The sequence below is a fragment of the Ruegeria sp. CDSA241 genome (assembly GCF_059611265.1).
In genome coordinates, this window is record NZ_JBXWPF010000029.1 from 1 (window position 1) to 19,288 (window position 19,288).

The following is a 19,288-nucleotide window of genomic DNA, read 5'->3' on the forward strand; positions in this document are numbered from 1 at the left end:
CAGGTGCCCGAAGGTCTTCCTCTCAGCAATCGCCATCGCAGCTCTCGTCATCTATTGGCTATGAGTCCTGACCCTAGTTGGAAAGAAGAAGATAGAATAAGAATATTGCCCGGTATTGTAAGTTTGCTCGAAACGGACCGCCCGTTTTTATTTGCCCTGTAGGAAGAGCACACGCAACGATGCCAGAAGCCGACGTTCAGTCTGTGACCATCAAGGTCAGCTTCGTCCGCGATGTGTGAATTCAGTCCCTGATCCTTGCTGCACTCTGCACGAATGGCGGCTTTTCCCGCTGCCCGACAGCACCATACTTTACGCTACCGCAGCATTTCCCACACCGCGAGCGCACGCAGCATGAAAATCGGACTCACGAAATGGGCTCTTACCACCAGTTGAAGCGCTCCGCAGAGAGTGGCGACAGGAGAGCCCATAGTTGCAGACGCAGCAACGTGATCCAATGTCTGCTGCTGCTATGCTATAGCCACAATCTGAGGGATTTTACGACCATGGGACAATTCGCCTACTGATTGGATCAACGCGTTAGCGTCAATGCGGAAATGACGGTACAAATCCGCAATTGACCCGGTTTGGCCGAAATGCTCCACACCGTGCGGAATCGTTTTGTGGCCATGAACGGCACCCAACCAGGACAACGTTGCCGGGTGTCCGTCGATCACTGTGATCAATGCGCAGTCGCGCGGCACATCTGCCAGCAGCGTTTCGATATGTGCCTCAGCGCCCCGAATGCCATTTGTGCGCGCCCGTTGCGCTGCAGTCCAGCCGGCGTTCAACCGGTCGGCAGAGGTCACTGCCAGAACGCCGACATCCCGCCGCCCCTGGGCGATATGGCCCGCTGCCCTGATGGCCTCCTGGGCAACCGCGCCCTGATACGCAATGACAACTTCGCAGTTCGGTCCCGGTTTGCGTAGCCAATAGGCACCGTCGATGGCCCCCTGACGGAAATCGTCATCCACGCGTTTACCGGGCTGCTCAATCGGGTTGGTCGTCAGACGTAAATAGACCGAACCGCCGGTCTCGTCGCGCAACCAGGTGCGTTCATCGGGATCTCCCTCGCCATCTTTTTGCATATAGGCAAAGGCCCATTCCATGATGACCGCCAATTCATCCGCAAAGGCGGGCTCAAATGCGGCCAACCCGTCTTGCGACATGCCAATCAGCGGCGACGCGATTGATTGATGCGCCCCGCCTTCCGGCGCCAAAGTGACGCCAGAGGGCGTGCCCACGATCATGAAACGGGCATCCTGATAACAGGCGTAATTCAACGCATCCAAGCCACGGGACACAAAAGGATCATAGACCGTTCCAATGGGAATAAGCCTTTTGCCAAAAACCGAGTGCGAAAGCCCTGCCGCCGCCAGAAGCAAAAACAGGTTCATTTCAGCAATGCCAAGTTCGATATGCTGACCATCTGGTGTAAACTCCCACTTCGCGGTGGAGGGGATATTTTCAGCCTTGAAAGTGTCGGATTGATGGGTGCGCGCAAACAGTTTCCTGCGATTGACCCAAGGGCCAAGATTGGTTGTGCCGGTCACATCCGGAGAGGTCGTCACGATCCGCTCGGCCAGCGCGCTGTTGCCTTTGGACAGGTCATCCAGAATCTTGCCGAATGCCATTTGAGTCGAGATTTCACGACCCGGATCCAACTCAACTGAGGGGACGTCGATAACGTCATCTGAGTATCGGCGCGGCCCGCTGGCGAAGAAGGGCGTCTTTGCCAGCATTTTCTCAAACGCTGCCGGGTCTGCGATGGTGGCAAAGCGCTCCCATTCATCACCCTCAGTAACACCCATGAATTTCTTCCATTCGGCCATCTGAGTCTTGTTCATCAACCCACCATGGTTGTCCTTGTGGCCAGCAATCGGCGTCCCCCAGCCCTTGATCGTATAGGCAAGGAAACAGACCGGGCGGTCGTGATCTATTGCGGCGAAGGTATCTGCCATGGTGGTGACGCAGTTCCCACCCAGATTTTCCATCAGAGCGGCCAGTTCGTCATCGCTGCGCGCATCAAGCAACGCGCTTACGTCGCCTTGATCGCCGAGGGTTTCCATCAGTCGCTCGCGCCACACCGCGCCCCCCATGAAGGTCAGTGCCGAGTAGAGCTGGTTGGGGCACTGATCAATCCATTGACGCAGCTTCTCTCCGCCCGGCTCTTTAAACGCAGCGCGTTGCAAAGCGCCGTATTTAACCCGCAGAACATCCCATCCGAAGGCGTCGAAGATTTGCTCAATCCGTTGGAACAGTCCTTCACGCACGACGCCGTCCAATGACTGGCGGTTATAATCAATGATCCACCAGCAATTACGCAGATCGTTCTTCCATCCCTCTTGCAGTGCCTCATAGATATTGCCTTCGTCCAGCTCAGCATCGCCAACCAATGCGATCATGCGTCCAAGCTTTTGCGTATCGCCCCAGGATTTGGCCTGTACATAATCCTGCACAAGTGACGCAAACGAGGTGATAGCAACGCCAAGGCCCACCGAACCGGTCGAAAAATCCACGTCATCGATATCTTTCGTGCGGGAAGGATAGCTTTGCGCGCCACCAAATCCGCGAAAGTTCTCCAACTTCTCACGGGTCTGGTTGCCCATCAGATACTGAATCGCGTGAAAGACCGGCGATGCATGCGGTTTGACTGCTACGCGATCTTCCGGGCGCAGGGTCTGAAAATATAACGCGGTCATGATCGATACCATCGACGCCGAAGACGCCTGATGCCCGCCAACCTTGATCCCGTCAGCTTTGGGCCGAATGTGGTTCGCATGGTGGATCATCCAGTGGGACAGCCACAGCAAACGTTGTTCAATTGTTTTGAGATCAATGGACATGGTCAATTTCCTTAAGCTGCGCTGCGGACAGGGGGTCTTGGCAAGGCTTGTTCGAGATCGTGGATCACGTCGTCGATCCCCTCCAGGCCAATGGACAATCGCACCAGCCCATCGCTGATGCCATGTGCGGCGCGTTCTTCAGGCGTATAGGTAGAGTGGGTCATGCTGGCCGGGTGCTGCACCAGTGTTTCAGCATCTCCCAATGATACGGCGCGGGTGATCATTTGCAGTCTGTTCATCATCGCGCGCCCTGCTTCCAGACCGCCATCCAGTTCAAATGCAATCATGCCGCCGAATTTGGACATCTGCCGCTGCGCGACATCATGCTGTTCGAAACTGCTCAGTCCCGGATACCAGATCTTTCGCACACCGGCGGATTGCTCCAGATATTCGGCGATGGTCGCAGCGCTGCTGCAATGCCGATCCATGCGCAATTCCAGTGTCTTGAGGCCGCGCAGTATGAGCATCGCGTTAAACGGGGCCATGACCGCGCCGGTCATATCCTTCATCCCATAGAGGCGGATTTCAGTCACCAGCTCGGTCGATCCGGCCAGCAACCCTGCAACAACATCTCCGTGACCGCCTAGATATTTCGTCGCCGAGTGCAGAACGATATCTGCGCCATGTTTGATTGGCTGGGTCAGATAGGGCGTGGCATAGGTATTATCCACCACCACGTAGGCGCCGTTGGCATGGGCAATGGCTGATACAGACTGGATATCTACAAGGCGCATATTCGGATTGGCGGGTGTTTCAAAATAGACCACCTTGGTTTTTCCGCTGATCGCCTCTATCAGGTTTTCCGGCTCCGTCAGATCCACATGGGTCACTGTCACACCGAATTTTGCCAGCCCGTGCCGCATGAAGGAAAATGTGCAGCCATAGAGCGTCTTGTCGAGAATGACCTCATCCCCCGGGGCAAGAAGAGTCCACATCGTTGCAGTGATCGCCCCCATCCCCGAGGCCAGGGCCAATCCTGCCTCTGCCCCCTCAAGCACCGCGATGCGTTGCTCCAGCAAATCGCAAGTCGGGTTCGAGATGCGCGAATAAACATGCCCTGCCTGCTCGCCCGCGAACATCGCACCGCCTGCTTCCGCGGTTTCGAAAGCGAATGTCGAGGTCAGATGCAGCGGAGGCGTCAACGCTCCTTCGTTTTCCATCGGGTTATAGCCATGGTGAATGGCAAGAGTGGAGAAGCTGTCGGGGCGGTTGCGCATTGGGTGACTCCTTGGTTTTCAAGAAGCAGAGTATGACGACACGAGTGGCAAAATATTCCAAAAATGTCTTATACTACCTCGTTTGTAGCAGTATATGCTAATCTATGAAAAAAATAGACCGTAAAGACCAACAGATCATTCGAGCGTTGCAGCGCAATGGTCGAATGACGAATCAAGACCTGGCAGCAGAGGTGAACTTGTCACCTTCGCCCTGTCTGAGGCGGCTGAAGCTGCTCGAGCAAAATGGAATCATCACCGGCTATAGCGCCAACATAGACGCCGAGGCCTACGGGTTGCCGGTAACGGTATTCGTTCACGTCAAACTGGAAAGCCATACTGAAGCGACAGTAAAGAAATTCGAAGCAGCCATTGCGCGGATTGACCAGGTACTGGAGTGTTTCGTTATGACCGGCTCATCGGATTACCTGCTTCGTGTGGTCGTGGCTGATCTTTCAGATTACGAAAAATTCGTTCGCAGAAAGTTGCATCCTCTTGGAGGTATTGCCTCCATGGACAGCAGCTTTGTCTACGGAGTTGTCAAGAAGACAAATGTATTTCCAGTGACAGAGTAACGTTGCTTGATGAACTGAGATGAAATGATTGCGGACATTAGCGCAGATGCAGCGAAAGCTCGCTTTATGCGTCATTCCAACAAATGCTGCACATCGAACGAATGAGTGGATTAGGTCATTCTATGGGGAGTACTTGAATTTATCCCTAACTAGGGATACATGCGCAACATGAGACATAAAAATCAAGCCCGAGAAAACCAAACCCTGGTGCTGGCCCTGCTACGCAGTCAGCAATTATTCATGCGCGCTATGGTGTCTGCGTTTCGTTCGGCGGGCCTTACAGCGCCACAATGGGACGCGCTGGAAACACTTAGCAACAAGGGTCCGCTGTCAATCAACGATCTGATGCGGCTGACACTGTCTACATCCGGCAACCTGGATGTGGTTGTCAAAAACCTGGTTCAAGCCGGATGGGTGGAAAAGAGTGTCGATGAAACCGACAGACGGGCGCGTGTTCTGTTATTGACCGCAGCCGGGCGCCAAAAAGTGGCCGAATTCCTGCCACTCCACAATCAAGCTCTGGAACAGATTTTTGGTGATCTCAGCGTGCAGGACAAACGCCAGACGATCAAGACACTCAACCAACTCCGAAAAAAACTGCCTCAACCTTAGAAAGTCGTAACATGCCTAACAAAACACTCCTGACCGTGCATGGCGTGATTTACATGTTGTTCGCGCTCGCGCTGTTCTTTGCCCCGGCCATCCTCTGGCCAAACTACGGCCTGCAATTAAACGACCAATACGCTGTGTTCCTGTCACAGCATAACTCGATATTTCTGGGCGGCATCGGGATCATCAGCTTCCTGTTTCGGGACGTAGAACATGGCAGTGAAGCTGCAATCGCCCTTCTCACAGGATTGATGTGGACCAATCTACTTGGCGTCATCATCACGCTTTACGCCTGCCTGACAGGAGTTTTCACCGGGTTTGGCTGGTCTGACCCCATCTTCTTCGCCTTGCTTGCGGTCCTATGCTTCTACCAACTCGGGAAAAACCGCTGAACTTTCCCAAACTCACAAAGGAAACTAAACATGAGTACACTGAAAGTCTGGGATCTGCATATGACCTATGAAGGTCCGATCACAGAAGAATTTCTCGCCGGCACCGAGCAACTTGCAAAGAGTATCGCGGAGGAGCCAGGAATAATCTGGAAGATTTGGACTGTCGAAGATGGAACCAATCACTATGGGTCCACATACCTGTTTCGGAACCGCGAATATCTGGAAAGCTATAAAATAATGCACCTGAAGCGCCTGGAAGCGATAGGGATCACAGTGACCGCCGACCATGTTTTCGACATTATGGAGGAGGTCAGTCGCGTCAACCGAGCCCCACTTGAAGGCTAGCGAGCAATGACCGGACATTGGCACGCTCAACGTTGATGTCCGGTTCGGTCCGCTATCCGGAATTGCAAAGTTTGGTCTTGATTGTCCGCTTTGGGCTGGGTCTGTCATTTGTCGCGTTTGGTATCACCGCTGCTTCACTAAGATACTCGTGATTTTGCTTGAGCTGGCGTCAACACGACCACCATGCTTTATGACAGATCAGACACATTGATAAGGTAGACGAAAACCATGGCAGAACGATTTGAGCGTCACCGTCAAGCTTGGACACAAGAGGAAATTCAAAATTGCACCTACTGGTGTCAAAGGGGATGGGCTTGAAGGCCATTGCCAAAGCTCTCACGCGCTCTGAGGAATCGACCAAGAGCAGAGCGAAGCTTGACAAAATAAAGATCAAGAAAGCACGCTGATTTTGGTGCCTTTAGTGTACTCCTGTCGTTCTTTACTGCCACGACCAATGTCCGATTTGGGCTGATTGAGCTAAAAAACCCAGATTTTAGTGAAGATGGGCGAAAAACTTGCCCGCAGAAGGCCTTTCCGAATATTCGTCGGGGGTCGGCCCAATACTCTCGTCGGCAATGTCCGAAGCTTTCAGTGGCCCTACCAGGCACTGGGTTGCAATTAAGGCGCCACAACGGGTTCTGGCAGAATGGAATTCAGTTGCTCGGTTTGTTAGGGTTCTGCACCCAAACACCCAATTTAAAAAGCTGCCTTACGGATTAGCGTAGTAAAAAGAAGGAAAGCTATGCCTTGCAACGATCCTAACTTCTGCTGATACAGTGGCGAATTGACCGACAACTTGGCATTCAAAAATTCCGCCCGGTGCTTCGATTGTCACGGACCTGCCGGGAGATATTGACCCGTTGCCCTCGCACGCCACCACAACAGACAATGCGCCTGTCCCCCCAGCCGAATTTGCCAGTTCTCCCTTTTCAGAGGCCCAGACAGTTTTAATATGGTTCTTCCCTGATTTCGAACTGAACATGACCAAGTATTTACCGTAGCTGCCGCCAATACCAAAATTGGACATCGGAAATTGTTTACTAGCCGCCCCGCTTAACTCAATTGCAGCGTTGGTCAATTTTTGGCGCTCACTAAGCGAAATACCTAGATAGTCTGCATCGACAACCAAATACGGCAACCCGGCATCGACTAGAGAAACTGGAATGTTTCCACTTAGAGGAAGATTCAATATTTGATTATTAATCAATAGCTTGGGCTTGACAGTAAACCACTTGGCATGTGTCATAACGCTATCTGTTCGGGTTACTTGTACTTCCATGACACCATTTGCTGTTTCCAAAGCAACAACTTGTTGATCTTTGGCTAATGCTTGACGCTTCGCGCTCGCAATTATGGTGGCTGCAGCCATGAGTGCGGTTCCGGCATATGGTGCGTATGCAAACTGAGAGGCTAGAAAAAGTGCCCCATCGGTACCTTGCTCAAAGGGTGGATAGAGTAGGCAAGAGTTGATGAGGTGGTTTCCATTTGGTGGGAGGTTCAAAAACCCCCGAAACTGTTCGTGATCCGAACGAAGCTCCAGCAAGGCGCTAGCCGCGTTCCTAGAAACTAGTTTAGGAAGACCAGAAACCGCCACTCGAAGAATATCTCCAGCGAGATCAACATCTATCGCAACCGTTTGTCCCTGGTGTTTTTTAGGCATTGTTCGGTGTCCTGGATATCGTGTGCTACCTTGTAGCTTCTGGCTGCAAACATCCATGCTTGCTTTCAGCTGATGGTGTATTGGACTGAGTCTGTGTGAAAACTCTGGATGATGTATGCTTTTCGGCAAAGGCTGGAGGCATGTATGTCGAGATTTATCGCAGGCGCCGAGCGAAGTCAGTCGATGCTTTTCCCGACCAGCTTGAAGATTGGACCAACGGGTGCGTAGCCACACCACGACGTCAATAATGCTGCAAAACCTCACTTTGTTGCGCATCTCGGACTACAAAGTTTAATTGTGAAAGTCCGCTAATAGCGCACAGCGGACGTCGAGATTTTTCAATAGCTAGGTGGATGCTACTTAGACGCTAGAGGCCTCACCAATACCAGTAGTTGCTTTCCAGGAAGAGGCATTGTTTCCATCTCAAACCTGAGCGTCGCGAAGGCTCACAACTTGAATTTTCCTGGAAAAAGCCCGCCTAAAAATCTTCGAATAAGTTCAGCAGAGCGTCGTCGCGAAAAAACCTGCATATCGGTAAGGTAATTTACCCACATACCTTCCAGTAAGGCCAACGTTCCGCTAGTGGCATCATTCACCAAGTTCGGATCATGTCCGTTTTGTTGGGCTATCTCCGTGAACGCACGCCGCAAAGTCTCGACAAGTTTGGGATCCTGAGTGCTGCTGTATCGGGCAATACCAGGGTGTGAGCTCGCGATGCCTCGGAATGCATGCCAGATTTTCGTACTTCGTGGATTGAGCAAAGCTTCGGATAGATCCGCCTCGATCACAGCCATCACCCGCTCCTCGGGCGATGCATCCGAGCCCAGTTCGGTCATTCTGTCCATCTCGGCATAATACTCAGTACTGAAATGCTGGGCCGCTGCTGTCAGCAAATTGTCCTTCCCCCCGAAATGCAAATGGATCATTCCGCGCGACAGACCTGAGCGCTCGCAAATGCGACTGACCGAGGTATCGGTGACTCCAATATCAGCAATAGTATCCAGTGTCGCCTTTATCAGAAGCTGCCTGTTGGCCTCTGGATCGCGCTTCGAGCTACGCTTTCTTCCTTTAGGCTCTGTTACTCTATTCAATGATTCCATCAGCTTAGGGTCTTTTCATATGGGTGGCTCACAGGAAGATTGACACGAAAGGCCTTTCTGGCGCAACATTAAATGGACGATCGTCCATTAGAGACTCGTAAGTACCGAGATGGGAGATAGGGTGATTTTTCGTAGCGAAGCGTCCCGGGGTTATACCCTCAGCGCACCAGCCACGGCATACGTGGGGTTTCTGGTGGCGGCGCCTTTGGTGATCCTGATCGCCTATTCATTCTGGACCCAAACCTACGTAACGCTCGACAAGACACCGACGCTGAAAAACTATAGCGACGCGTTTGCCGATCCGCTGGTTCGACATTTAATGCTAAGGTCGATCTGGATTGCCGGAGCAGTTACGATAGTCACTGTCGCACTGGCCTATCCCATCGCGTACTTCATCGCGATGAAGGCCCGGAAAAAGACTATCTGGCTTCTGCTCATCACCATTCCGTTCTGGTCCAGCTATCTGCTGCGCGTATTTGCTTGGAAGCTCATCCTTGGGTTCAACGGGGTGATGAATTCTGCACTGCTGATGCTTGGTCTGATCGACGAACCGCTCGACTTCTTGCTCTATAATGAATTCGCTGTCGTACTGACGCTTGCCCATGCCTGGGCACCTTTTGCGATCCTGCCGATCTATGTCTCGTTGCAGAAGATCGATCCAAGCCTGTTGGAGGCCGCCACCGACCTCGGCAACAGTCCTTTGCAACGCTTCATGCGGGTGACGCTGCCGCTGACGATACCAGGTATTATCGCCGCTTGCCTGATCATCTTCATTCCGACTGTCGGTGACTACGTAACACCGGCACTGGTCGGCGGGTCGGACGGGAAGATGATCGCCAATCTTATTCAGGTGCAGTTCGGGGCCGCTAACAACTGGCCTCTTGGCGCCACACTTTCGCTGATCGCGATGCTGTCGGTCGGCTTCGTCGCCATCGTGTTTGTCATTACCGCCACCCAGCTTGGGAGGAGGATCAGATGAAGCGCCCCTCGACCCTGACAGCCTATGCTTTCCTGTATTTGGTTTTTCTGTACCTGCCGGTTCTGTTCCTACCTTTGTTCTCGTTCAACAGCGGTACTATCGTTGCCTTTCCGATCAAGGGGTGGACGCTGGACTGGTACCGGAAGCTGGGCGAGCAGGACACGTTGATCCAGGCCCTTTGGAATTCGCTTGGTGTTGGCACGGTCGTCGCACTTCTATCCACCGCCATGGGTCTGTTCGCTGCGCGCGCCTTTGTTCGATACCGTTTTCGGGGCCAGCGTGCAGCCGAAGGTTTGGTGATGCTGCCTTTGGTTATCCCTGGCATTATCGTGGCCTCTTCAATGCTGGTCCTGTTTCTGTTTCTCGGTCTAAAGCCGTCTTTGCTGACCGTTGTTCTGGGCCATACGTTTCTTGCGCTACCATTTTCCGTTTCGATCTTGAAGTCCGCGTTCGATGACTTCGACGCGTCGCTGGAAGAGGCATCCTACGATCTGGGCGTCGGCGTGTTCGAAACCTTCCGTCGCGTGACGCTGCCGGTCGTTTCCCCCGGTATCGTAGCCAGCATGCTGGTCACTTTTACGGTCAGCTTCGATGAGTTCGTCCTGGCCTTTTTCCTGTCCGGCAACCAGCCAACCCTGCCGGTCTATATCTGGAGCCAGATCCGTTTCCCCGCCAAGCTTCCAAACGTTTTGGCCTTGGGTTCTATCCTGCTGCTTACCTCGGTTCTGCTATTGGTGCTGGCCGAGTACTTCCGCCGCCGCTCATCCGCATCAGAGGTCCGATGACAGACAGAAACATCATAGAACTCAGGGGCGTCGAAAAGCGCTATGGCACATTCCTGGCTGCGAGCGGGATCGATCTCGATCTCAAAGAGGGCGAGTTTTTCTCGCTCCTCGGCCCCTCGGGATGCGGCAAGACCACGGTATTGCGGATGATCGCGGGCTTCCAGGAACCGACCAAGGGTACCGTGCTGATCGACGGTCAGGATATGGAAGGTGTGCCTGCCAACAACCGTCCAACGAACATGGTCTTTCAGAGCTACGCGATCTTCCCGCATCTGAACGTCGGGAACAACGTGGCCTATGGATTACGGGGCAAGGCGCCCAAGGCCGAGATCGAACAGCGCGTAGCCGAGGCCCTGGAAATGGTCGAGCTGGGCGGTCTTCAGGATCGCGGCGCAAGTGAGTTGTCGGGTGGGCAGCGGCAAAGGGTGGCACTCGCCCGCGCGCTGATCATGCGACCCAAGGTGTTATTACTGGACGAGCCCTTGTCAGCTCTCGACAAGAAACTACGCGAGCAGATGCAGTTTGAAATGCGCAATCTGCAGCAGTCGCTTGGCATCACCTTTGTGATGGTCACCCATGACCAATATGAGGCAATGACGATGTCCGACCGTATTGGTGTGATGTTCGACGGACGGCTCAAGCAGGTGGATACACCAACCACGCTTTATGCCCGTCCCTGTGATCAGCAAGTGGCCAGTTTCATCGGTGAGATGAACATACTGCCTGCCCAGTTGTCGGGCGAAACCGGCAATATGTTGTCGATCGATGCAGCCGCCTTCGGGCGGATTGAGATTGAGAGAAATCCCAACGTTGCGACCAGCTCTAAAGACATGAACATCGGTATTCGCCCGGAACAATTGGAAATCGCTGCTGAAAAGCCAGAAGACTATCCATCAACGGTTCAAGGCACTGTCAGCAATGTCGCCTTCTATGGCGAGAACATTCACTATCACATTCAGGTTGCGGGAGCCGAAAAGCCAATCTCGGTCTCGGTTCCCAACTACTTTCACACGGTCGATTTCAAACGCGGCGACGCAGTTTGGCTGGGGCTTCAGGGTGCAAGCGTGATCGATCTTGGTACAGACCATAGTAAAATAGTGGGAGGATAAAATGAGAGTTCAGGGAATTGCGGCCTTCGCATGTGCGACGGCAATAAGCACGGGAAGTGCCATAGCAGGTGGCGCTGATCTAACGGTTTTTGACTGGTCGGGATATGAAGACCCCGGGTTCTTTGCCAGCTACATGGAAAAATACGGGGATGAGGCGCCAAGCTATTCCTATTTTGGAAGTCAGGAGGAAGCCTTCACGAAACTGAGTTCGGGTTTCACGGCTGATCTGGCGCATCCTTGTTCTGACGCGGTCCGGAAATGGGTCGCAGCCGACCTGATCCAGCCCCTGGATGAAAGCAAACTGACCAACTGGGCCGATGTTTTACCTGAGATTAAGGAAGTCGACGCCATCGTCCTGGACGGCCAGCTTTACATGTTGCCGTTCGAGTGGGGGAACACGGGTCTTATCTATCGTACCGACAAAATCTCGGGGGATGATATCTCGCTGCAATTGCTGGCTGACCCGGCCTATGCAGGTAAGATCGCGATCCCGGATGCGGCGTCGTCTGCATATGCCCTGGCTGCGCTGGCCACTGGAAACGCTGATGATTACACAAATCTGAGCGATGAGCAATTCAAAGAAGCATCGGATTTCCTGCGCTCAATCCACCCAAACATGCGCTTTTACTGGTCCGATGCGAGTCAGTTTGATCAGGCCATGACCAGCGGTGAGATCGAAATGGGTTGGGCTTGGAACCAGTCCGAACTGAACCTGATCTGGAACGAAGTGCCTGCCGCCATGATGCGTGACGTCGACAAAGGTATCGCGACCTGGGCCTGTGGCTACGTGCATCTGAAGTCTTCCACGACACCGGTCGATCAGGTCTATGATCTGTTGAACGCGCTCACTGATCCTGCAAGCGGCCAATACATCATCGACAACTGGGGCTACCCGCATTCCAACGCAAAAGCGTTCGAAGTCGCCGATCAAGCCAATATCGAAGCCTATGGTTTTGCCGATCCGAAAAGCTTCTTCGAAAGCAGTTTGTTCTTTGACGCGGTGAATCCCGAGTTGGAGACAAAAATGCTGGCAGAATTTGAACGGATCAAAGCCGGATTCTAACACAACCATATTTCCGGGGCCTTCGGGCTCCGGAACCCAAATATAGGAAAAACGCGTGATTATGTCGGACGCGAACCCATACGCTCTGCTCTTCGAACCGATTCAGATCGGGCCCGTCACAGCCAGAAACCGCTTTTATCAGGTGCCGCATTGCACCGGGCTGGGACACCTCAGGCCACGGGCGGATGCTGCCGTCCGCGGAATGAAGGCTGAAGGTGGTTGGGCAGTGGTTTCCAATCAGGAGACCGAGATACACCCGACCTCGGACTTGTCCCCCTATGCCGAGGGGCGATTGTGGGATGGGCGCGATGTGCCTGCGTTGCGGCTGATGACAGACGCAGTACATGCACATGGTGCGCTGGCAGCCATCCAGCTGGTGCACAATGGCAACCATGCGCAGAACCTGCTGACCCGCGCCCCGGTTTTTGCTCCGTCCGAGATGTCCGTTGATATGACGCATCCCAAGCAGGCGCAGGCCATGGATAAGGCCGATATCCGGGAATTCCGCCGCTGGCATCGCGAGGCCGCCCTGCGCGCGAAAGATGCCGGATTTGACATCATTTACGTCTATGCCGGACATAACATGACTTTGGCGCAACATTTCATGCTGCCTCATATGAACCAGCGTAGTGATGAATATGGCGGGTCGCTTGAAAATCGCGTGCGCCTGACGCGCGAATTGCTGGAAGATACCCACGAAGCTGTAGGTGACAGCTGCGCTGTGGCGCTCCGCTTTGCCATTGATGAGATGGTGGGCGCCGACGGTATGCAGGCCGCAGAAGAAGGCCGTGCCGTGGTCGAGCTTTTGGCCGATCTTCCTGACCTATGGGATGTGAATGTGGCCGACTGGTCCAATGACAGTGCCACAACCAGATTCCAGCCGGAAGATGGTTATCAGAACGCGTTTCTGTCCCACGTCAAACAGATCACTCGGAAACCCGTGGTAGGTGTCGGTCGCCTGACCTCCCCCGATATGATGCTGTCGATGGTCAAGAAAGGTATTGTCGACCTTATCGGAGCGGCGCGACCTTCTATTGCGGACCCGTTCATACCGAAGAAGATTGAAGAAGGCAGGATCGACGAAATTCGCGAATGCATCGGCTGCAACATCTGCGTGTCTTCGGACAATCTGGGTATTCCGATCCGCTGCACCCAAAACCCGACTATGGGCGAGGAATGGCGTCGCGGCTGGCACCCCGAGATCATTGCACCGAAAAAAAGCGAGGCGGAGGCACTGGTAATCGGTGGCGGACCCGCAGGTCTTGAGTGTGCCATGCAAATCGCAAGGCGAGGATATCAGGTGACCTTGGCCGAAGCCTCAGCTGAATTTGGTGGACGTGTTGCAAAGGAAAGCAAGCTTCCCGGCCTAGCGGCCTGGTCGCGCGTCGTCGATTATCGCCTGAATGATCTGAAACAGCGCGGCAACGTTCAGTTGTTCACCGACAGCAGACTTGACGGCGATCAGGTGGCAGAGCTTGGCGTCGAACACGTCTTTGTCGCCACCGGCAGCCGTTGGCGTACGGATGGCATGGGGCGAAACACCCAGCGCCGTATGCCTCATATCGAGCAAAGCGCCAGAGTACTGACACCTGATGATATCATGAACGGCATATTGCCTCCGAATGGCCCGGTGATGATCTATGATGATGACCATATCTATTTGGCAGGTGTGATTGCAGAAAAACTGGCAGCTGCCGGATATCCGGTGGTCTTTGTCACGCCGGAGAGTTTGGTCTCTGCTTACGCCGTACATACTTTGGAGCAGCCCCGTATTCAGGCTCGTCTGATCGAACTTGGCATCGACATTCGCTGTAATCAGGTGCTGACCGCGGTTGAAGGTGACATGGCCCGCATCGGATGTGCCTTTACCGGTCGCGAAGCGAGTATTCCCTGTGCCTCGGCAGTTCTGGTTACCGAGCGCCATCGTGAGACAGCGCTTTATGACAGCTTGCGCGGGATCGGTTTGAAAACCCTCGAACTTATTGGCGATGCCGCGTCTCCTGGGTTGATCGTGGACGCAGTCTTCGCAGGCCACCGCGCGGCACGTGATTTTGAACGCCCAAAGGCAGAAGCAGACAAGGATTGGTTTCGCCGCGAGATAGTCGATTTGGAGGAAACGTGATGAACAGCCGACCGTTTGAGTTAGATGCTTTGATGGCCTCGCACCAGTACGGCCACGCGCTGCCGCGTGAATTCTATACCTCGCAAGACATCTATAACAATGACATTGCCCAGGTCTGGAACCGTAACTGGCTTTGGGCAGGGCATGTCAGCCAAATCCCAAACCCCGGAGACTATTTTCTGTTCGACTATGGCCCGGAGAGCATCATTATTGTTCGCGACCGCGAAGGCGAAGTTCGCGCTCATTTGAACGTCTGTCGCCATCGTGGATCTCGCGTCTGCACTGAACAGTCTGGCAACTCCCGTGTTCTTGTTTGCCCGTATCACGCCTGGACATATGAGCTATCGGGAAAACTTCGTGCAGGCCATAACATGGGGGAACACTTTGACCCATCCAAATTCGGGCTCTTTCCCGTTCAAGTGAGTGTCTTTAAAGGCCTGATCTTTGTGTGTGCCGATGCAAACACGCCATCGCTAGATCCTGTCCTCAGCCAGCTTTCGCCACTCGTCGAACCCTATGGCTTTGACGATCTGAAAGTGGCGCATACGGCGTCATTTCCCGTTCCCGCGAATTGGAAACTGGCGGTTGAGAACTATCTTGAATGCTATCACTGCGGACCAGCACACAAAGAATACTCTCGCTCTCATAGCCTGAAATCGCCACAAGACATGGCTGGCTTGGTCGAGCCGCTAAATGCAAGGGCTGTAAAAGTCGGGCTGACACCTGATGAACTGGCGCTTGTTGGCGAGGCTGCGCCCACCCCATTCACCAGCGGGTATTATCGGCGCTACCCGCTTTACCAAGGTTACAAAACCGGCAGCAAATCGGGCGAGGCGCTTGCGCCATTGCTTGGAACGCTGAAAGGCTTCGACGGTGGCGCAACTGACTTTGATATTGGCCCATTGAATTGGTTCCTGATCTATTCGGATCATATGGTGGGCTACCGCTTTATTCCACGTGGTCTACAGGAAACCGACATTCAGGTGGTCTGGCTGGTTAGCGCTGATGCCGAAGAAGGCCAAGATTACAACAAGGAAGACCTGACCTGGCTTTGGCATGTCACATCTTTGGATGACGAACGCATCATTCGGCACAACCAGTCCGGCGTTAATTCTCAATACTTCCAACCGGGGCCCTTGGGCGAAATGGAAACCTCGATCCAGGATTTTTACGATTTCTATTTTGCCATGATCCGCTCGGAACCAGAACAAAGGATGGCCTGTAATGGCTGAGGTAAAATCACGCCGTCGCGGTGGCGGCGGGCGCGCCGCGCGCATAAAGGTGCAACAGGCGACCACCGGCAATGAGGCCGTGCATGGCGGCTTAAGCGGCGGACGCTATAAGCCGCTTACCCCAACAGATATGGAGAACATCCATCAAGCGGCTCTGACCGTTCTGGAAAAAACCGGCATTACCGATCATTTCCCGGAACTGCTTGATCTGGTGCTGCCCAAAGGCGCGGTGATGAATGATCTAAATCGGCTGTGCTTCCCCCGCGCACTGATGGAAGACATCCTGGCTGGTGCTGCCAAGGAGTTTTACGTCTATGCCCGAGGAGAGCGTGAAGGCAAAGACGACATGCATTGCTCGGCGGAGAGCGTCTATTTCGCCAACTCCGGCACCGCCGTGACCACCTTCGATTCCGAAACTAAATCTTATCGCCCGTCGATCCTGCGCGATGTCTATGATTTCACCCGTCTGGTGGACCGTTTGGACAACATCCATATGCTGGGCGACACAGTTTTGGCCACCGATGTGACTGATGATTTCGCTCACGACATGAACACCATTTATGCCATGCTCGCAGGCAGTCAAAAACCTGCCTGTCTGACTTTTCGCGACCGCAGCCATATTCCGCATGCCATCCGCATGTTTGATTTTGCTCAAGGTGGCGAAGGGGCTTTCATGAAAAAGCCAAGCGTCATATTTGGTGGCTGCCCCATGGTTTCCCCCTTGCGGGTCGGCAAGGAAAACATGGAAATCCTGATTGATACCGCCAAGTTGGGCCTGACGGTTGATTTGGCGGTGCCTCCTCAAGCCGGGGCCACAGCCCCCGCTACACTTGCGGGAACGCTGGTGCAAACCGTGGCCGAAACGCTGGCCTGCGTTGCCATCGTAAACCTCATCACACCAGGTTGTCCGGTCTGCTTTGCCGCCTGGCCCTTCATCACTGACCTGCGCAGCGGGTCGTTCACCGGCGGCAGTGGCGAACAGGCTCTGATCGGGGCCGCAGCCATTCAGATGGGTAACTTTTATGGCCTTCCAACCTCTGTCGGCGCAGGCATGACCGATGCTAAGATACCCGACGCGCAATATGGGTTGGAAAAGGCACTAACCTTCACGCTTGCCGCTCATGCCGGTGCCAATCGTTTGTGCGAGTTCGGGGGTATGATCGGTAGCCTGATGGGATGCAGTTTTGAAAGCATGGTCATCGATGACGAAGCGGGCGGTATGATCCTGCGGTCGTTGCGCGGGATTGAAGTCACGGATGAAACCATGGCGGTGGATGTGATCCACCAGTGTGCCATCGACCCTGGTCATTTTCTCGGCAACCCGCACACACTGAGCTATATGAACAGCGAATTTGTCTACCCACGGCTCATGGATCGTGAGCGCACGGACACATGGGAAAACGAAGGCAAAACTGATCTTCTGGACCGCGCCCGTGACAAGGCCAATTCCATTCTCGATAGCCATTTCCCCAACTACTTCGGCGCCTCAGACGCTCAGGTTCGCGAAGAATTCCCAATTGTGATGAGCACAGAAAGCATGGCCCGCCGTGGATAACTCTAACGTCAAGCACTGGGACAACGACCACTTCCTGCACCCGTGGGAAGGGATGGCAACATTGGGCGAAAACGACCGCACTTTTATCGAAGGTGCCAGCGGCATCCATGTGGTGAACGAAAAAGGCGAACGCTTGATCGACGGACCGGGAGGCATGTGGTGCACTCAGATCGGTTATGGGCGCGCGGAGATGGCCGAGGCCATGGCTGAGCAAGCTCGGAACCTTGCCTATTTCTCGCCCTTTAACAATTCCAACTCGACTACTGCGTGGTTCGCGCGCGAAATCGCTAAACGTGCGCCGGGCGATTTGAACAATGTCTTTTTTACCACCGGCGGTTCCACCGCAGTTGATACGGCCATCCGGTTTGTTCATTTCCGCAACAACCTCTTGGGACGCCCCGAGAAAAAGAAAATCATTTCAAGGCAAAAAGCTTATCATGGAAGCACTTTTTTGGCGGCCAGCGTCAGTGGAAAAGAGCGTGACAGGCTTTGGCTCGACAAGGCGGATGACCTCGCACATTTCTTGCCAGACGTGAATCCGCTTTATCGTGCGCCTGGTCAAAGCGAAGAGAGCTTTCTGAAAGAGAAAGTTTCGGACCTGGAAAACGCCATTGTGGCGCTTGGCCCAGAAAATGTTGCCGCTTTTATCGCCGAACCGGTTCTTGCCTCTGGTGGCGTGATAGTGCCGCCGAAAGGGTATCACGAAAGTTGCCTAAACATCTGCAAGAAGTATGATGTTCTATACATCTCCGACGAAGTAGTGACGGCTTTCGGGCGTTTGGGCCATTGGTTCGCGTCTGAGGCAGTTTTTGGCATTCAGCCAGACATAATCACCTGTGCCAAAGGAATGACATCTGGGTATGCACCGATGGGCGCCGCGATTATCTCGGATAGATTGATCGCCGATGTTGCAGGGAAAGATGCTACCTTCTCAAATGGCTACACCTATTCTGGCCACCCGGTCAGCGCGGCCGCTGGTCTGAAAAGTATGGAAATTATTGAACGGGAAAAGCTTCTCGAACACGTTCGAAAGGTCGCTCCAGTTTTTCAGGATCAGCTACAGCAGTTGGGTCAGATTGACATCGTTACCGATGTGCGCGGCATGGGGTTGATGGGATGCGTTCAATGCTCAGTCGATGGTGATCCCCAGAGCGATCTGGGGTGCGACTACGAGATTGGTAACCAGATCGATATCGAATGCCAGAAACGTGGGTTATTGGTTCGACCTGTGATCAACATGTGTGTTCTTTCACCGCCCCTAATCATTAGCGAAAGTGAAATTGAGCAAATGTTTGCTGTCTTGCGAAAAGGGCTTGAAGCGACAAGTGCGTGGCTCAGCGGGATTAGAGGCCAATGAATTGCTTGCGCTATTGTTGCGAAAGCCCGGAGGCCGCCATTTCAGCGTATTGTCGTATGCTCCACGATCTCCGCCAAAACCGTTCGGCCTTGGCGGTTTTGAAGAAGGTTTTGACAGCGACGGTATCCTACGGGTTGGCATTATCTATTACGGGTCCGTCACAGTGTTTTTCTCGTACTGTTTGCTTCCACGGTGCTTTCAGTTGTGATGGCGCAACGCAAAAGCCCGCTCTGGCACGGTGTGTAATATATTGATATTGTGTAGTGATTTAGGTTGCGGGAGTAGGGTTTGAACCTTTGGCCTTCAGGTTATGAGCCTGACGAGGTGAAGACGTTAAGCAATTGATCC

Annotated in this window: 16 protein-coding genes; 12 read left to right on the top strand and 4 right to left on the bottom strand. The window is 53.6% G+C overall.

The window, feature by feature from the left end:
- Nucleotides 1–467: 467 nt before the first annotated feature.
- Nucleotides 468–2,843, bottom strand: a complete 2,376-nt coding sequence (locus AC2FJV_RS19530; RefSeq protein ID WP_496714428.1) for a thiamine pyrophosphate-binding protein — start codon at nucleotides 2,841–2,843, stop codon at nucleotides 468–470.
- A gap of 11 nt (nucleotides 2,844–2,854) precedes the next feature.
- A complete protein-coding gene (locus tag AC2FJV_RS19535; RefSeq protein ID WP_496714429.1) occupies nucleotides 2,855–4,060 on the bottom strand; it encodes a methionine gamma-lyase in 1,206 nt (401 codons plus the stop codon).
- 113 nt (nucleotides 4,061–4,173) lie between these two features.
- Here AC2FJV_RS19535 and AC2FJV_RS19540 point away from each other — a divergent pair, with 113 nt between their 5' ends.
- The 4 genes from AC2FJV_RS19540 (at nucleotide 4,174) to AC2FJV_RS19555 (ending at nucleotide 5,978) form a co-directional block, all read left to right on the top strand.
- The gene (locus tag AC2FJV_RS19540) at nucleotides 4,174–4,632 is read left to right on the top strand and encodes an Lrp/AsnC family transcriptional regulator (RefSeq protein ID WP_281973936.1); all 459 of its coding nucleotides are present in this window, start codon (nucleotides 4,174–4,176) and stop codon (nucleotides 4,630–4,632) included.
- Between the two features lie 168 nt (nucleotides 4,633–4,800).
- On the top strand, nucleotides 4,801–5,244 hold the full coding sequence (locus AC2FJV_RS19545; protein WP_271952659.1) for a MarR family winged helix-turn-helix transcriptional regulator: 444 nt from the start codon (nucleotides 4,801–4,803) through the stop codon (nucleotides 5,242–5,244).
- 11 nt (nucleotides 5,245–5,255) lie between these two features.
- Nucleotides 5,256–5,633 carry a hypothetical protein gene (locus AC2FJV_RS19550; protein WP_271952662.1) on the top strand — a complete coding sequence of 126 codons (378 nt, stop codon included), beginning with the start codon at nucleotides 5,256–5,258 and terminating at the stop codon, nucleotides 5,631–5,633.
- 30 nt (nucleotides 5,634–5,663) lie between these two features.
- Nucleotides 5,664–5,978 carry a monooxygenase gene (locus AC2FJV_RS19555; RefSeq protein ID WP_271952664.1) on the top strand — a complete coding sequence of 105 codons (315 nt, stop codon included), beginning with the start codon at nucleotides 5,664–5,666 and terminating at the stop codon, nucleotides 5,976–5,978.
- A 709-nt stretch (nucleotides 5,979–6,687) separates the two neighbouring features.
- Here AC2FJV_RS19555 and AC2FJV_RS19560 read toward each other — a convergent pair.
- Together AC2FJV_RS19560 and AC2FJV_RS19565 are read right to left on the bottom strand one after the other, a co-directional pair.
- Nucleotides 6,688–7,638 (bottom strand): proline racemase family protein, encoded by a 951-nt coding sequence (locus AC2FJV_RS19560; RefSeq protein WP_281996117.1) that lies wholly within the window; start codon nucleotides 7,636–7,638, stop codon nucleotides 6,688–6,690.
- Nucleotides 7,639–8,084: 446 nt separating this feature from the next.
- A complete protein-coding gene (locus tag AC2FJV_RS19565) occupies nucleotides 8,085–8,738 on the bottom strand; it encodes a TetR family transcriptional regulator C-terminal domain-containing protein (RefSeq protein ID WP_271952668.1) in 654 nt (217 codons plus the stop codon).
- 109 nt (nucleotides 8,739–8,847) lie between these two features.
- Here AC2FJV_RS19565 and AC2FJV_RS19570 point away from each other — a divergent pair, with 109 nt between their 5' ends.
- From AC2FJV_RS19570 to AC2FJV_RS19605, 8 genes are all read left to right on the top strand, one after another.
- On the top strand, nucleotides 8,848–9,717 hold the full coding sequence (locus AC2FJV_RS19570; RefSeq protein ID WP_496690592.1) for an ABC transporter permease: 870 nt from the start codon (nucleotides 8,848–8,850) through the stop codon (nucleotides 9,715–9,717).
- Nucleotides 9,714–10,502: an ABC transporter permease gene (locus AC2FJV_RS19575; RefSeq protein ID WP_496690593.1), complete on the top strand. Its 789-nt coding sequence runs from the start codon at nucleotides 9,714–9,716 to the stop codon at nucleotides 10,500–10,502. The genes AC2FJV_RS19570 and AC2FJV_RS19575 overlap by 4 nt, the downstream gene beginning before the upstream one ends.
- The gene (locus tag AC2FJV_RS19580; protein WP_142640357.1) at nucleotides 10,499–11,611 is read left to right on the top strand and encodes an ABC transporter ATP-binding protein; all 1,113 of its coding nucleotides are present in this window, start codon (nucleotides 10,499–10,501) and stop codon (nucleotides 11,609–11,611) included. The genes AC2FJV_RS19575 and AC2FJV_RS19580 overlap by 4 nt, the downstream gene beginning before the upstream one ends.
- Before the next feature lies 1 nt (nucleotide 11,612).
- Nucleotides 11,613–12,674 (top strand): extracellular solute-binding protein, encoded by a 1,062-nt coding sequence (locus AC2FJV_RS19585; RefSeq protein ID WP_496714431.1) that lies wholly within the window; start codon nucleotides 11,613–11,615, stop codon nucleotides 12,672–12,674.
- A gap of 61 nt (nucleotides 12,675–12,735) precedes the next feature.
- A complete protein-coding gene (locus AC2FJV_RS19590; protein ID WP_496714432.1) occupies nucleotides 12,736–14,796 on the top strand; it encodes an oxidoreductase in 2,061 nt (686 codons plus the stop codon).
- A complete protein-coding gene (locus tag AC2FJV_RS19595; RefSeq protein ID WP_142640359.1) occupies nucleotides 14,796–16,028 on the top strand; it encodes an aromatic ring-hydroxylating oxygenase subunit alpha in 1,233 nt (410 codons plus the stop codon). The genes AC2FJV_RS19590 and AC2FJV_RS19595 overlap by 1 nt, the downstream gene beginning before the upstream one ends.
- On the top strand, nucleotides 16,021–17,583 hold the full coding sequence (locus tag AC2FJV_RS19600) for a trimethylamine methyltransferase family protein (protein WP_142640360.1): 1,563 nt from the start codon (nucleotides 16,021–16,023) through the stop codon (nucleotides 17,581–17,583). The genes AC2FJV_RS19595 and AC2FJV_RS19600 overlap by 8 nt, the downstream gene beginning before the upstream one ends.
- 52 nt (nucleotides 17,584–17,635) lie before the next feature.
- A complete protein-coding gene (locus AC2FJV_RS19605; RefSeq protein ID WP_496690597.1) occupies nucleotides 17,636–18,940 on the top strand; it encodes an aminotransferase class III-fold pyridoxal phosphate-dependent enzyme in 1,305 nt (434 codons plus the stop codon).
- Nucleotides 18,941–19,288 lie beyond the last annotated feature (348 nt).